The sequence below is a fragment of the Xinfangfangia pollutisoli genome (assembly GCF_020179405.1).
Classification (GTDB): domain Bacteria; phylum Pseudomonadota; class Alphaproteobacteria; order Rhodobacterales; family Rhodobacteraceae; genus Pseudogemmobacter; species Pseudogemmobacter pollutisoli.
This window is the reverse complement of record NZ_JAICBZ010000069.1, coordinates 1-14,940: the sequence shown is the minus strand read 5'-3', so window position 1 is coordinate 14,940 and position 14,940 is coordinate 1. Positions and strand designations below refer to the sequence as shown.

Below are 14,940 nucleotides of genomic sequence, written 5' to 3'. Positions count from 1 at the left end.
AACCGCGTCGGGGCGGCGCCCGCGCAAAGCCTTGACGCCGCAGCCGACCAGGCGCGGGCTGCGGGCGTGACGGTCGAGATCCTGGGCGACCGGGTCGAGGGCGAAGCCCGCGACGTGGCGGCCGATCAGGCGGCGCTGGCGCGGACCCGCGCGGCGGCGCTGCGCCCGGGCGATGCGCCGCATCTGATCCTGTCGGGCGGCGAGCTGACCGTGACCCGCCGCGGCAAGGGCGTGGGCGGGCCGAATGCCGAGTTCATCCTGGCGCTGGGCCTGGCGCTGCAGGGCGCGCCCCGCATCCATGCGCTGTCCTGCGACACCGATGGGGTCGATGGCGCCGCCGAAGTGGCGGGCGCGGTGATCGGGCCCGCGACGCTGGCGGGCCATGAGGCCGCGGCCCGGACCGCGCTGGCCGAAAACGATGCGCATGGCTTTTTCGGCCGCATCGGCGCCCAGGTCGTGACCGGCCCGACCCTGACCAATGTCAACGATTTTCGCGCGATCCTGATCCTGCCCCCGACGGCCTGAGCGCGCGCTTGACTCCGCCCCCCGCCCGCCCGACAAGCGGGCGCAACGGCACCCTCAACCGGAGGCGCGGATGGCGCTTGACATGACCCGCGTGCTGCCCGAGGCGCGCATCCCGGAACTGCCCTCGCCCTATTTCGGCAAGGTGCGCGACTGCTACGATCTGCCCCCTTCGGCCGATTATCCGATGGGCCGGCGCATTCTGGTGTCGTCCGACCGGATCTCGGCCTTCGACCGGATCCTGGCGGCGATCCCGTGGAAGGGCCAGGTCCTGACCCAGACGGCGCGCTACTGGTTCGAACACACCGCCGATCTTTGCCCCAATCATGTGATCTCCTACCCCGACCCGAATGTGGTGATCGGCCGCCGGGTCGAGATCCTGCCGGTCGAGATCGTGGTGCGCGGCTATCTGGCCGGCACCACCTCGACCTCGGTCCTGACCCAGTACAAGGCCGGCGCGCGCGAGATGTACGGCCACCGCCTGCCCGACGGGATGCGCGACAATCAGGCCCTGCCGGCCGCGATCATCACCCCCACGTCGAAAGCCTTCGATGGCGGCCATGACGAGCCGTTGACGCCGGCGCAGATCGTCGATCAGGGGCTTTTGACCCGCGCGCAATGGGACGAGGTATCGGCCAAGGCGCTGGCGCTGTTCGAACGCGGCCAGAAGATGGCGGCCGAACGCGGGCTGATCCTGGTCGATACGAAATACGAATTCGGCTGCGACGAGACCGGCCGGATCCTGCTGGCCGATGAAATCCACACCCCCGATTCCAGCCGCTACTGGCTGGCCGAGGGCTATCCGCAGGCGTTTGAAACCGGCGCCCGCCCGCCCAGCTTTGACAAGGACGTGATCCGGGCCTGGGTCGTGGCGCGCTGTGACCCCTACAAGGATCCGGTGCCCGAGATTCCGGCCGAGATGATCGCCAGGACCGCGCAGGTCTATGTCGAGGCCTATGAGGCGATCACCGGCCAGGCCTTCATCCCCGACATGTCGGGCGAGACGCCGCTGGCGCGGGTGCGCGCGAATCTTGAGCAATATTTCACGGCCTGAGCAGATATTTGCACCTCGCGCAGCGACAGGGTTAGACTGCGGCCGATCAAAGGGGGGAGAAGCCGATGATTCTCAGCTGCGGCGAGGCGCTGATCGACATGCTGCCCAGGGTCTCGACTGCGGGCGAGCCCTGTTTTGCGCCCTATGCCGGGGGTGCGGTGTTCAACACCGCGATCGCCCTGGGCCGGCTGGGCGCGCCCTCGGGTTTTTTCTCGGGCGTGTCGACCGACATGCTGGGCGAGATCCTGGCCGAAACGCTGACCGCAAGCCGGGTGGACCTGCGCCATCTGGCCCGGTCGGGCCGGCCCACGACGGTGGCTTTCGTCAAGCTGGTGAACGGCCAGGCGACCTATGCCTTCTATGACGAGGGCACGGCGGGGCGGATGCTGGCCGAGGCCGATCTGCCGATCCTGGACGAGACAATCGAGGCGCTGTTCTTCGGCGGGATCTCCCTGGTGAACGACCCGGCGGCCGGCACCTATGAGGAATTGCAGATCCGCGAATGCGGGCGGCGGGTGACGATGATCGACCCGAACATCCGTCCGGGCTTCATCGCCGGCCGCGAAGATGCCTATCGCGGACGGATCAACCGGATGATCGGCCGGGCCGATCTGGTGAAACTGTCGGACGAGGATCTGCACTGGCTGGAAGGCCCGGGCGATCTGGTGGCACTGGCGCGCGGCATCCTGGCGCGCGGGCCGAAGGCGGTGTTCCTGACCGAAGGCGCCAAAGGCGCCAGGGCCGTGACGGCCGAGGCCGATCGCTTCTGCGCCGCAACGCCGGTCGAGGTGGCCGATACGGTCGGCGCGGGCGACACGTTCAACGCGGGCGTGCTGGCGGCGCTGCATGCGGCGGGTGTCCTGTCCAAGCCGGGCGTCGCCACTTTGTCGGCCGAGGTGCTGGACCGGGCCCTGGCGTTGGGCACCCGTGCGGCCGCCGTGACGGTCAGCCGCGCCGGCGCCAACCCGCCCTGGGCAACCGAGTTGTGAGGGCGGTGCGGTGAGGGCGGTTCTGCAGCGCGTCACCCGGGCCCAGGTTTCCGTTGACGGAAAGGTGGTCGGGCGCTGCGGCCCGGGGCTGATGATCCTGGTCTGCGCCATGGCGGGCGATGCCGAGGCCGAGGCCGCGCGGCTGGCGGCGAAGATCGCCAAGATGCGGATTTTCAAGGACGATCAGGGCAAGATGAACCTGTCGATCCGCGATGTGGGCGGCGCCGCGTTGGTGATCAGCCAGTTCACCCTGGCCGCCGATCTGCGCGGCAACCGTCCGGGCTTTTCCACCGCCGCCCCGCCCGAGACCGGCAAGCGCCTGTACGAGTCCTTCGCCGCCGCCCTGGCGGCCGAGGGGATCCCGGTCGAGACCGGGATCTTCGGCGCCGATATGGCGGTTGAACTGGTCAATGACGGGCCGGTGACGATCTGGATCGACACCGCCACCCTGTGACCCGCGCCCGATTTTTCGTCGAAAAATCGCAGCCCCCCTGCCCGGCCGACCCGCTTACTTGAACGGATTGCCCGAGGTCTTCTGGGTGATCACATTGCCGCATTCGATCAGCGCGTCGATCGAGGCCTTGGAGCCGGACAGCGAATAATCCTGCACTTCGGCGCCATCGGCGCTGCGCAGGAACAGCCGGTTGCCCCGGGCGATCTCCATGATGAATTCCACGCCCGCATCGCTGTTGGGCAGGTTGAACAGCACCGAATTCTGATACAGCTCGGCCGCGTTCAGGTTCCAGGACGGCTTGCGGTCGACCTGCACCACCAGGTCGGCCGTCTGGCCTTCGCCGAAATTCCAGGCGGTGGAATAGAATTGCAGCTGCACGCTTTCATCCTGGAAGGTCCAGATCGACAGGCTTTCGCCCGGCGCCTCGACCTGGGCCATGCAGCCCACCACCCCATCGTCCCAGGCGACCAGTTCCACCTTCCAGTGCTTGTGCTGGAACAGCACTTCCGATTGCGGCCCCGCCAGCGCCGGCAGGGTCGAGGCGGCAAGCGTGGCGGCGGCAATGATGGCGGAGACGATTTTCATCGGACAATCCCTCGGTCAATCTGTGATTTGCAGCCATATTTGGGCCGCAAATCACGATTGATCAAATGAAAATTCCCGTCATGTGCGCCGCGGCTTAGCCCGCCCATTCCCAGGGCCGGGTAAAGCGGCCCAGAACCTGATCGGTGCGCGCATCGTCGCAGGGGCCGGATTTCGCCAGCCGCGCCACCAGGCCGCGCTTCTTGTCCTCGATCACCTCCTCGACCTTGGCGGGCAGACCCGCCTCGGCCAAGGCCGCGTCATAGATGCGGGTGATCGCCAGGCGGCGCAGATCGGGCTTGAACACCTTGCCCACCGCGGTCTTCGGCAGTTCGGGCAGGATCTGGATGTATTTCGGCATGGCGGCGCGTTCGGCGATATGCCTTTCGGCATGGGCCATCAGCTCGGCCACGGTGACTTCGGCGCCCTTGACCAATTCGACATAGGCCGCCGGCAATTCGCCCGAATGCGCATCGGGCTGGCCGATCGCGCCCACGAAAGCCACCGCCGGATGGCCCATCAGCGCCTCTTCGATGATCGCCGGGTCGATGTTGTGGCCGCCGCGGATGATCAGATCCTTCGCCCGCCCGGTGATGAACAGATAGCCGTCCGCATCAAGCCGGCCCAGATCGCCGGTGCGCAGGAAGCGGCCCTCGGCGAACAATTCGCGGTTCTTGTCGGCCTCGGTATAGGTCGAGCCCTCGAAGACGCCGGGATTGGCCACGCAGATCTCGCCCACCTCGTCGACGGCGCATTCACGATAGCCGATGGCGCCGTCGCGGGTCAGGATCCGCACATGGGTATAGGGGAACGGCAGCCCGACCGAGCCGATCTTCTTCTGCCCGGCCGGCGGGTTGCAGGCGACAAGGCAGGTGCATTCGGTCAGGCCGTAGCCTTCGATGATCTGGACGCCCGTGGCCTTTTCGAAGCGGTTGAACAGTTCCAGCGGCAAGGGGGCCGAGCCCGAGAAGGCGCCGCGCAGCGCGGAAATATCGGCGTCGATCTTGCGCTGCATCAGCGCCGAAAGCGCCGTGGGCACGGTGATCAGATAGGTCACGCCATAGCGCTGGCACAGTTTCCACAGATTGTCGAACACGCCCTCGCCGCGATAGCCGGCCGGGGTCGGGAAGACGACATGCGCCCCCGCGCCGATCACCGACATCAGGATCGGATAGGCGGCGAAGACGTGGAACAAGGGCAAGGGGCACATCAGCACATCCGATTCCCGGAACAGGATCGTCGAGCCGAGCCAGCCGTTATAGACCATGCCCGAGACCTTGTGCTGGGCGACCTTGGGCATGCCGGTGGTGCCGCCGGTATGGAAATAGGCGGCGACGCGGTCTTCGGGCGGATCGTCGAAGGTCAGGTGATCGGCGGGTTGACGCGCCATCTGCGCGGCGAAGCCATGCACATCGGCATGGTGGCGCACGGTCTGTTTCGGCCGGATCAGGGGCACGATCAGCTTCTTCAACCCGGTCAGATAGGTCAGCAGATCGACCTCCAGCACCGTGCGGACATTCGGGGCGTATTTCACCGCCTCGGCGACCTTCTGGGCCAGATCGGTCTTCGGGAAGGGGCGCAGCGTCACCACGACCTTGGCCCCGGTCTCGCGCAGGATGGCGCTGATCTGTTCGGGTTCCAGAAGCGGGTTGATCGGGTTCACGATCCCGGCGACCGCGCCGCCCAGCAGCGTGACCGCGGTTTCCATCGTGTTCGGCAGCACATAGGCCACCACATCCTTAGGGCCGATCCCCAGCGACCGGAACATGTTGGCGGCGCGGGTCACCTCGCGGTGCAACTCGGTCCAGGTCAGGGTCAGGCTGGGCGCGGCCGGATCGGACAGCAGCTGATAGCTGATCGCCGGACGCAGCCCATGGGCGGATTTGGCGCGGCTGAGAAAGTCATACATGGTGCGGGCGACATCGCGGTCGGCCCAGTTGGCGACTTCGGCTTCCAGCGCCTTCACATCCGCCAGAGTGGCGAAATTGGTCATGTCGTCCTCCCCTTCCTCGCCGTGTTCTTTGCCCGGCGCTCCCGTCTGGAAATGTGCGGTGTGATCAGGGATTTGCCAACCGCAAAACCGCGTCAGGGACGCAACGTCGCCCAAAGCGGTTTTGCCAGGGAAGGTTTTCGCCGCGCCCGATTTTTCGTCGAAAAATCGCGCGCCGGAATTCGGACGAATTCCGGCGCGCGGGTTCAGACCGCGCCCTCGGTGAATTGCAGCCGCGCCAGCCGGGCGTAAAGCCCGCCCTCGGCGACCAGCTGGTCATGCGTGCCGATGGCCGCGATCCGGCCCTGATCGAAAACCACGATCCGGTCGGCCCGCTTCACCGTGGCCAGCCTGTGCGCCACGACCAGCGTCGTGCGCCCTTCGGCCAGCCGTTCCACCGCGGCCTGCACCGCGCGTTCGCTTTCGGCATCCAGCGCACTTGTCGCCTCGTCCAGCAGCAGCACCGGCGCATCGCGCAGGATCGCGCGGGCAATCGCCACGCGCTGCTTCTGCCCGCCCGACAGCATCACCCCCCGCTCGCCCAGGAAAGTGTCATAGCCCTGGGGCAGCCCGGTCAGGAAGTCATGCGCCGCGGCGGCCCGCGCCGCCGCCTCGACCTCGGCATCCGAGGCATCGGGCCGGCCGAAGCGGATATTGTCGCGCGCCGAGGCGGCGAAGATCACCGGATCCTGCGGCACCAGCGCGATCGCCTGACGGAAATCCACCCGCGCCATGTCGCGCAGGTCGATCCCGTCCAGCGTCACCTGGCCTTCCTGCGGATCGTAGAAGCGCTGCAGCAGCTGCAGCATCGTGGTCTTGCCCGCGCCCGAAGGCCCGACCAGCGCCACCGTCTCGCCCGGGCGCACATGCAGGCTGACCCCGTTCAGGGCCGAGGCCTCGGGTCGGGCCGGGTAGCGGAAGCCCACATCCTCGAAGGCGATCTCGCCCCGCACCGGGCGCGGCAGCGCCACCGGCCGGGCCGGATCCTGCACCGTGTCCTCGACCGACAGCAGTTCGACCAGCCGCTCGGTCGCGCCCGCGGCACGCTGCAATTCGCCCCAGATTTCCGACAGCGCGCCGACCGAGCCCGCCACCATCACCGCATAGATGACGAACTGGATCAGCTCGCCCACCGACATCGCGCCCATCCGCACATCGCGCGCGCCGATCCACAACACCCCCACCACGCCGGAAAACACCAGGAAGATCACGATCACCGTCATCACCGCCCGGGTGCCGATGCGCTTTTTCGCCGAGGCAAAGCTTTTCTCGGTCTGGTCGGCAAAGACCGCCCGGGTCGGCGCCTCATGGGTGTAGCTTTGCACCGTCTGCACCGACAGCAGCGCTTCCGAGGCCGAGCCCGAGGAGGTGGCGATCCAATCCTGGTTCTCGCGGCTCAGCGCGCGCAGGCGCCGGCCCAGAACCACGATCGGCACCACCACCGCGGGCACGATCAGCAGCACCAGCCCCGTCAGCTTGGCCGAGGTCAGCATCAGCATGACCAGCCCGCCCAGCAACATCAACAGGTTGCGCAGCGCGACCGAAACCGAGGATCCGATGACCGACAGGATCAGCGTCGTGTCCGTCGTGATGCGGCTCAACACCTCGCCGGTCAGCACTTTCTCGAAAAAGGCCGGCGACAGGCCCATGACCTTGTCGAAGACCGCGCGGCGGATATCGGCCACCACCCGCTCGCCCAGAAGGGTGACGATGTAATAGCGCAGGCCGGTGCCCAGCGCCAAAAGCCCGGCAATCGCCAGGAAGGCCAGGAAATACTTGTCCAGCAGCCCGACCGCGGCGCCGGAGAACCCGTCGACCACCCGGCGCACCGCCAAAGGCAGCACCAGGCTGACCGTCGCGGTCAGGATCAGCGCGCCCAGCGCACCCAGCGCCATGCCGCGATAGGGACGGATGAAGGGGCCAAGCCCCGACAGGGCCGAGACCCGGCGCGAGGTCGGGCGGTCTTCGTCGGGGGCGCTTGTCGGTCTGCGGGCCATCTTGCCTGCCTTCTGCCATTCCTGCCCGGGCGGGTTTAAGCGGCCCGCCCCTGGGGGGCAAGCGCCGCATTGCCGCGCGTGCCCTTTCGCCCGGCCGCCGCCCGTGCCACTCTGCCCCCGCCCCGCCAGGAGATGCCGATGGCCTTCTTCACCGCCCCCGATGGCGCCCGCCTTGCCTATGACGATCAGGGCCAGGGCCCGGTCGTGCTGTGCCTGGCCGGGCTGACGCGCGAAAGGCATGATTTCGACGATGCGCTGCCGGCGCTGGCCGGGGCGCGGGTGATCCGCATGGATTATCGCGGCCGCGGCGAAAGCGACTGGACCGGGGCCGCGACCTATACCGTCGCCCAGGAAGGCGCCGATGCGCTGGCGCTACTGGACCATCTGGGCCTGGCCCGGGCGGCGGTGCTGGGCACCTCGCGCGGGGGGCTGATCGGGCTGCATCTGGCCAAGGCGGCGCCTCACCGGCTGTCGGGCCTGTGCCTGGTCGATATCGGGCCCGAGATCCCGACGGCGGGCCTTGACCGGATCCTCCTCTATGTCGGCCGCAACCCCGCGCCCAAGACGCTGGACGAGATGGCCGCCCGCATGCCCGCCGCGATGACCGGCTTTAAAGGCGTGCCGGTCGCCCGCTGGCGGGCCGAGGTGGCGCGCTTTTACCGCGAGACGCCGACCGGCCTGCAAATCACCTATGACCCGGCGCTGCGCGAGGGGTTTCTGGCCGAATATGCCCCGCCCCATCGCGCGGACTGGACGACATGGCAGGCGACGCAGGGCCTGCCCGTGGCGCTGATCCGCGGCGCGGGCAGCGACCTGCTGACGCCGGCCACCGTGGCGCAGATGCAGGCGATCCGCCCCGATCTGATCCTGGCCGAAGTGCCCGACCGCGGCCATGTGCCCTTCCTGGACGAACCCGAAGCGGTCACTGCCCTGAAAACCTGGCTGGAGGCCCTGTCATGACATCGCTTGCCCTGATCGAAGCCGCCGCCGCGCGTCTGGAGGGCCACACCCGCCGCACGCCGCTGCTGGAGGCGCCGCTTCTGAACCGGCTGGCCGGGCGGCGGGTGCTGGTCAAGGCGGAATGCCTGCAGGTGACTGGATCCTTCAAGGCGCGCGGTGGCTGGTCGGCGGTGTCTTCGCTGCCCGCAGGCGCGCGGGGCGTTCTGGCCATGTCTTCGGGCAACCATGCCCAGGGCGTCGCCTGGGCGGCGGCGGCGCATGGGCTGGCGGCGGTGATCGTCATGCCCTCGGATGCGCCGGCGGTGAAGATCGCCAATACAAGGGCTTACGGCGCCGAGGTGGTCACCTATGACCGGCTTTGCGATGATCGCGACGCGCTGGCGGCGGGCCTTGCCGCCGATCGCGGCCTGGTGCTGATCCCGCCTTTCGACCATGCCCAGGTGATCGCGGGCCAGGGCACGACCGGGCTTGAGATCGCCGAACAGGCGGCCGAGGCCGGGGTGACCCGAGCCGCGGTGCTGGTGCCCTGCGGGGGCGGCGGGCTGGCCGCGGGCATCGCCCTGGCGCTCGAGGCCCGCGCCCCGGGCCTGCGCCTGCAGACGGTCGAGCCTGTGGGTTTCGACGACATGGCGCGCTCGCTGGCCAGCGGCCAGCCGCAGCGCAATGCCACGGCCGGCGGCTCGGTCTGCGATGCGATCCTGACGCCCACGCCCGGGAAACTGACCCTGCCGGTCCTGCAACGGCTGGCCGGCCCCGGCCTGACCGTGACCGATGCCCAGGCGCTGCAGGCCGTGGCGCTGGCCTTCACCCATCTGCGCCTGGTGGCCGAGCCGGGCGGCGCCGTCGCGCTGGCTGCGGCCCTGGCCACCCCCGACCTGCCCGATGCGGTGATCTGCGTCGTCTCGGGCGGCAATGTCGACCCCAGCCTTTTCGCCCAAACCCTTGCCGCCTGACGCCGATGCCCCAGATCTTCCTGCCCGACCTGCGCCTGAACGCCACGCTTGAAGGCCCCGAAACCGGCCCCGCCCTGGTCCTGCTGCATGCCCTTGGCACCAGCCTGGCGATCTGGGACGATCTTGCCGTCGCCCTGCCCCGCCAGCGCATCCTGCGCATCGACATGCGCGGCCATGGCGGCAGCGACGTGCCCGCGCCGCCCTATGCGATGGGCGCCTTGATCCGCGATGTGGAACGGGTGATCGACCATTTCGGCCTGCGCGATACGGTGGTCGCGGGCGTCTCGATCGGCGGGGTGATCGCCCAGGGCCTGGCGGTCAAGCGGCTGGATCTGGTGCGCGGGCTGGTCCTGTCGAACACCGCCCCGCGGATCGGCATCGCCGCCCAATGGCAGGACCGGATCGAGACGGTGCGGCAGGGTGGCATGGAGGCGATCCTTGAGCCCACGCTGGAACGCTGGCTGGGCCGGCGCTGGCGCGACAATCCGGCCGAACCGCGGCTGCGCGCGCTGCTGGCGGCGACCGATCCGCAGGGCTGGATCGGCTGCGCCGCGGCCCTTTCGGGCACGGATTTCTACGAAACCACCGCCACGCTGCGCCTGCCGGCGCTGATCATCGCCGGGGCGAATGACGGCTCCACCCCGCCCGATCTGGTGCGCGAGACCGCCGATCTGATCCCGGGCAGCCGCTTCGCGCTGATCCAGGGCGCGGGCCATCTGCCGATGGTGGAAAAGCCGGCAGAATATGCCGCCTTGCTGGATACGTTCCTGACCAGCATCGGCCATGGCTGAGATCCTGCTGATCCACGGCTCCTGCCATGGCGCCTGGTGCTGGCACCGGCTGATCCCCGAACTTGCCGCCCGGGGCCTGACCGCGCGCGCGATCGACCTGCCCGGCCGCGACGGCGCGCCCACCACGCTTGCAGCCCAGGCCCAGGCGATCCGCGCCGCGATCACCGGCCCGACGCTCCTGCTGGCCCATTCCGCCGGCGGCTTCCCGATGACCGTGGCGGCCGAACTTTCCACCGACAAGATCACGGCGCTGATCTATCTCTGCGCCTATCTGCCCCGGCCCGGCCAGTCGCTGGCCCAGATGCGCCGCGCCTCGGGCCCCGATCAGCCGCTGGTCCCGGCCTATCGGCTGACCCCGGATCGCAGCGCCTTCTACTTCGCCGAGGATCAGATCGACGCGCTGTTCTACCACGATTGCCGCCCCGAGGACCGCGCGCTTGCCCGCGCCCGGCTGTGCCCCGAGCCGCGCCTGCCGCAGGAAACCCCCTTCCCGCAAACCGACCGCGCCGCCCGCCTGCCGCGCTATTACATCGCCTGCCGCGACGACCGCGCCATCCCGCCCGCCTTCCAGGCCGACATGGCCGGCGCCCTGCCGCCACAGCACCGCTTCGCGCTGGATGCCTCGCATTCGCCCTTCTTCTCGATGCCCGCGGAAATCGCCCGGATCGCGGCGCAGATCGCTGCATCCATCGCCTGAACACGTCACATCCTGTCGCAAACGGCACCTCATCTGCCCATAACCCGGCCTAGCTTCCTCTCTGTCGAAATATCCCACGGGGGTCCGGGGGTGTGAAACCCCCGGCGGCCCCGCGCCCCGCACAGAGGTGGCCCATGAAGCTCAAGGATCTGGAACTGTTCATCGTCGCGCCGCCGGCCCCGGGCTGGGGCGGGCGCTACTGGATCTTCCCGAAACTCACCACCGAATGCGGCATCACCGGCTATGGCGAATGCTATGCCTCGACGGTGGGGCCAAAGGCGATGCAGGCGGTGATCGAAGACGTGTTCGACCGCCACATGCTGGGCGAGAACCCGGAAAACCTGGAGCTGATGTTCCGCCGGGTCTATTCGTCAGGCTTCACCCAGCGCCCCGATCCTACAGTGATGGGCGCCTTTGCCGGGCTGGAAATCGCCTGCTGGGACATCCTGGGCAAGGCGCGCAACCGGCCGGTCTGGGCGCTGCTGGGCGGCAAGATGAATGACCGCATCCGGTCCTACACCTATCTTTACCCCGAGCCGGGCCAGGACCAGACCGAATTCTGGGTCAACCCGGATTGGCAGGCCGAAGCCGCCGCCAAGGCCGTCGCCCAGGGTTTTACCGCTGTCAAGTTCGACCCGGCCGGCCCCTATACGATCCGCGGCGGGCATGAGCCGGCCATGTCCGACATCTCGCGCTCGGTCGCCTTCTGCAAGGCGATCCGGGCCGCGGTGGGCGACCGGGCCGATCTGCTGTTCGGCACGCATGGCCAGTTCTCCACCCCCGGCGCGATCCGGCTGGGCCGCGAATTGGAGCCGTTCAACCCGCTTTGGTATGAAGAGCCGATCCCGCCCGACAACCTTCTGGAATTCGCCGAAGTGGCGCGGCAGGTCCGCATTCCTCTGGCCACGGGCGAAAGGCTGACCACCAAGACCGAATTCGGCCTGCTGTTGCGCGCAGGGGGCGTCAAGATCCTGCAGCCGGCGCTGGGCCGGCTGGGCGGCATTCTGGAAGGCAAGAAGCTGGCCGCCATCGCCGAGATCTTCAATGCCGAGATCGCCCCGCATCTTTACGCGGGGCCGGTGGAATGGGCGGCGAACATCCATCTGTCCACCGCCATTCCGAACTTGCTGATCGCCGAGACGATCCAGACCGGCGGCGCCTTCCATCTGGCGCTGATCCGCAATTCGATCAGCTGGGAAGACGGCTATATCCTGCCGCCGGAAGGCCCGGGCCTGGGGATCGATTTCGATGAAGACCTGGCCCGCGCCCATCCCTATACCGGCGCCGCGCTGCATCTGCAGATGCAGGAGGCGCCCTGCGACTATCGCCACGGCAACCGCTTCGAAGGCGGCGCGCCGCGGCCAAAGGCCTAGGCGCCAGAAAAGGCGCCAGAAATTCCGGGAAAAAGCCGGGGCTCAGAGCCCCAGCTTGCGCATCACCAGATCGCTGACGGCAGCCGGATTGGCCTTGCCGCCGGTGGCCTTCATCACCTGGCCCACGAACCAGCCCGCCAGTTTCGCATTGGCCTTGGCCTTTTCGACCTGGGCAGGGTTCGCGGCGATGATCTCATCCACCGCGGCCTCGATCGCGCCGGTATCGGTGACCTGCTTCATGCCGCGGGCTTCCACGATCTCGGCCGGATCGCCGCCTTCGGTCCACAGGATCTCGAACAGGTCCTTGGCGATCTTGCCGGAAATCACTTCCGCACCGATCAGATCCACGATCCCGCCCAGCTGGGCCGCCGAAACCGGGCTTTCGCCGATTTCCAGCCCTTCCTTCTTCAGCCGGCCGAACAGCTCGTTGATGACCCAGTTCGCGGCCATCTTGCCGTCGCGCCCGCGCGCCACCGCATCGAAGAATTCCGCCGAATCCAGTTCGGCCGTCAGCACCGAGGCGTCGTAATCGGTCAGCCCGTAATCGCCCATGAACCGCGCCTTCTTGGCATCGGGCAGTTCCGGCATGGTCGCGGCGATATGGTCGACCCAATCCTGCTCGATCTCCAGGGGCAGCAGGTCGGGATCGGGGAAGTAGCGGTAATCATGCGCCTCTTCCTTGGACCGCATGCTGCGCGTCTCGTTCTTGTCGGGGTCGTAGAGCCGGGTTTCCTGAACCACGGACCCGCCCTCTTCCAGAATGGCGATCTGGCGACGGGCCTCGTAATCGATGGCCGCCTGGATGAAGCGCATCGAGTTCATGTTCTTGATCTCGCAGCGCGTGCCCAGATGGCTGAAATCCTGGGTTTCCTGATAGCGCTCATAGGCGCCCGGCCGGCAGACCGAGACGTTCACGTCGGCCCGCAGGTTGCCGTTCTGCATATTGCCGTCGCAAGTGCCCAGATAGCGCAGGATCTGGCGCAGCTTGCCCACATAGGCCGCGGCCTCTTCGGGCCCGCGCAGATCGGGGCGGCTGACGATTTCCATCAGCGCAACGCCCGTGCGGTTGAAATCGACGAAGGACAGGTTCGGGTCGATGTCATGGATCGACTTGCCGGCATCCTGTTCCAGATGGATCCGCTCGATCCGCACCAGACGGGCGACCCCGGGGGACAGTTCCACCAGCACCTCGCCCTCGCCCACGATCGGGTGGTAAAGCTGGCTGATCTGATAGCCCTGCGGCAGGTCGGGGTAGAAGTAATTCTTCCGGTCGAAGGCCGAGACCAGGTTGATCGCGGCCTTCAGGCCCAGCCCGGTGCGCACCGCCTGCTCGACGCAGAACTCGTTGATCACCGGCAGCATGCCCGGCATGGCGCAATCGACGAAGGACACGTTGGTGTTCGGTTCCGCCCCGAAGCCGGTCGAGGCGCCCGAGAACAGCTTGGCGTTCGAGGCGACCTGGGCATGGATCTCCATCCCGATCACCAGTTCCCAGTCGTGCTTCGCCCCGGCGATGACCTTGGGCTTGGGCGGGGTGAAGGACAGGTCGAGCATGGCACTTCCTCGCGGCGCTGCGGCGGCATTTCCCTGCGTTTAGGCCGCGGGGCCGCGCGGGGCAAGAGGGCGCAGCGCCCGCGGGCGCCGCGGCGCGCGGCCTTAGCCCGGTCGCGCCTCCAGCCCTTCGGGGCCCAGATGGATATGCGCGCCCTGCGCCAGCGGCCCGGCAAAGACCTGCCCCAGCGCCCAATGGATCGCGGTTTCGCCCTGATCCCAGGCCGGCAGGTGAAACTCGCGCAGCGTGCCGGTCAGATGGTCTTCCAGCAGATCCAGCACCGCGCGCAGCCGCAGGGCGCCCGGCGCCGCCGCTTCGGTCAGCTGAACCGCCCGCTCGGTCAGCGCGGCGGCGACGACATTCGCCCGGTACTGGCAGCCGGTGACATGGTGATAATCCATCAGCCCGCGCAGGAAGAGCCCCAGATCCATTCCCTCGGGCGGATCGCCCAGGGCTTCGATCGCCGAAAGGTAGAAGACCGCATAGGCCTGGGCGCCGGTCACATCGCCGGTGCGGCGGGCGGCGGCGCGGGCGGCGGCGTCGAATGTGTCAAGCCGGCCATACCAGTTCGGCAGAAGATGCACGGCATGGGCGGCATGCGGTTCGGCGCAGGTCGGGTCCAGATCGCACCAATCCTCGTACCAGTCGCGGAACAGGCTTTCGCCCTCTTCCAGCCCGCGCACCAGATGATAGCGCGTGGCGGCGATCAGCGGCGAATTCTCGGCGATCGGGTCGAACGGGTCGAGAATGCGCTCGGCCTCGGCGGTGTGGCTGAGAAAGCCCTGCCAGGCGCCGCGCGCGTCGGGCGCATCGGCCGCGGCCGAGCGGCGGGCCCAGCCCAGATCAAGATGGCCCTGCGCATGGATCTGCGCGGCGGCATAGCTTTCGGCATGACAGGCGGCAACGGCGGCCAGCCGGTCAAGCGCTTCCTCGGCGCGGGGCAGATCGCCGGCGGCAATCGCGCCGGTCAGCGCGGCGCGGGCGCCCTGGCTGACCAGCGCGGCCAGCCTTTGCCCGCCCGGGGCC

14 protein-coding genes are annotated in these 14,940 nt (G+C 68.3%); 9 read left to right on the top strand and 5 right to left on the bottom strand.

All coding sequences use genetic code 11. From position 1 onward, the window contains the following. From K1Y73_RS16765 to dtd, 4 genes are all read left to right on the top strand, one after another. A partial coding sequence (locus tag K1Y73_RS16765) for an MOFRL family protein (protein WP_318248253.1) occupies positions 1 to 525 on the top strand: 525 nt, incomplete at its 5' end. Positions 526 to 595: 70 nt separating this feature from the next. Further along, entirely contained in the window at positions 596 to 1,576 is a 981-nt protein-coding gene (locus K1Y73_RS16760; RefSeq protein ID WP_225029457.1) for a phosphoribosylaminoimidazolesuccinocarboxamide synthase, read from the top strand. 65 nt (positions 1,577 to 1,641) lie between these two features. Further along, the gene (locus tag K1Y73_RS16755) at positions 1,642 to 2,565 is read left to right on the top strand and encodes a carbohydrate kinase family protein (RefSeq protein WP_225029456.1); all 924 of its coding nucleotides are present in this window, start codon (positions 1,642 to 1,644) and stop codon (positions 2,563 to 2,565) included. Positions 2,566 to 2,575: 10 nt separating this feature from the next. Continuing rightward, positions 2,576 to 3,019, top strand: a complete 444-nt coding sequence (gene dtd / locus K1Y73_RS16750) for a D-aminoacyl-tRNA deacylase (protein WP_225029455.1) — start codon at positions 2,576 to 2,578, stop codon at positions 3,017 to 3,019. Between the two features lie 54 nt (positions 3,020 to 3,073). Here the strand turns inward: dtd and K1Y73_RS16745 are convergent, their stop codons facing one another. The 3 genes from K1Y73_RS16745 to K1Y73_RS16735 form a co-directional block, all read right to left on the bottom strand. After that, positions 3,074 to 3,604, bottom strand: a complete 531-nt coding sequence (locus tag K1Y73_RS16745) for a hypothetical protein (RefSeq protein WP_225029454.1) — start codon at positions 3,602 to 3,604, stop codon at positions 3,074 to 3,076. Between the two features lie 94 nt (positions 3,605 to 3,698). Further along, complete coding sequence (locus tag K1Y73_RS16740; RefSeq protein WP_225029453.1) at positions 3,699 to 5,594, bottom strand: acyl-CoA synthetase; 1,896 nt, start codon at positions 5,592 to 5,594, stop codon at positions 3,699 to 3,701. 203 nt (positions 5,595 to 5,797) lie between these two features. Then, entirely contained in the window at positions 5,798 to 7,588 is a 1,791-nt protein-coding gene (locus tag K1Y73_RS16735) for an ABC transporter transmembrane domain-containing protein (RefSeq protein WP_225029452.1), read from the bottom strand. Positions 7,589 to 7,720: 132 nt separating this feature from the next. Between K1Y73_RS16735 and K1Y73_RS16730 the strand changes: the two genes are divergently transcribed. The 5 genes from K1Y73_RS16730 to K1Y73_RS16710 all read left to right on the top strand — a co-directional run bounded on the left by K1Y73_RS16730 (position 7,721) and on the right by K1Y73_RS16710 (position 12,362). Further along, positions 7,721 to 8,548 carry an alpha/beta fold hydrolase gene (locus K1Y73_RS16730; protein WP_225029451.1) on the top strand — a complete coding sequence of 276 codons (828 nt, stop codon included), beginning with the start codon at positions 7,721 to 7,723 and terminating at the stop codon, positions 8,546 to 8,548. Next, entirely contained in the window at positions 8,545 to 9,501 is a 957-nt protein-coding gene (locus tag K1Y73_RS16725) for a threonine ammonia-lyase (RefSeq protein ID WP_225029450.1), read from the top strand. Before K1Y73_RS16730 ends, K1Y73_RS16725 begins: the two co-directional genes overlap by 4 nt. A 5-nt stretch (positions 9,502 to 9,506) precedes the next feature. After that, positions 9,507 to 10,292, top strand: coding sequence for a 3-oxoadipate enol-lactonase (gene pcaD / locus K1Y73_RS16720; protein ID WP_225029449.1), 786 nt, complete (start codon positions 9,507 to 9,509; stop codon positions 10,290 to 10,292). Next, positions 10,285 to 10,989 (top strand): alpha/beta fold hydrolase, encoded by a 705-nt coding sequence (locus tag K1Y73_RS16715; protein WP_225029448.1) that lies wholly within the window; start codon positions 10,285 to 10,287, stop codon positions 10,987 to 10,989. Before pcaD ends, K1Y73_RS16715 begins: the two co-directional genes overlap by 8 nt. Before the next feature lie 134 nt (positions 10,990 to 11,123). Next, positions 11,124 to 12,362 (top strand): mandelate racemase/muconate lactonizing enzyme family protein, encoded by a 1,239-nt coding sequence (locus K1Y73_RS16710; protein ID WP_225029447.1) that lies wholly within the window; start codon positions 11,124 to 11,126, stop codon positions 12,360 to 12,362. A gap of 42 nt (positions 12,363 to 12,404) precedes the next feature. Here K1Y73_RS16710 and gatB read toward each other — a convergent pair whose 3' ends face one another. Both gatB and K1Y73_RS16700 read right to left on the bottom strand, forming a co-directional pair. Beyond that, positions 12,405 to 13,916 carry an Asp-tRNA(Asn)/Glu-tRNA(Gln) amidotransferase subunit GatB gene (gene gatB / locus K1Y73_RS16705; RefSeq protein ID WP_225029446.1) on the bottom strand — a complete coding sequence of 504 codons (1,512 nt, stop codon included), beginning with the start codon at positions 13,914 to 13,916 and terminating at the stop codon, positions 12,405 to 12,407. 102 nt (positions 13,917 to 14,018) lie between these two features. Next, the coding region (locus tag K1Y73_RS16700) for a hypothetical protein (protein WP_225029445.1) at positions 14,019 to 14,940 on the bottom strand (922 nt) is incomplete at its 5' end.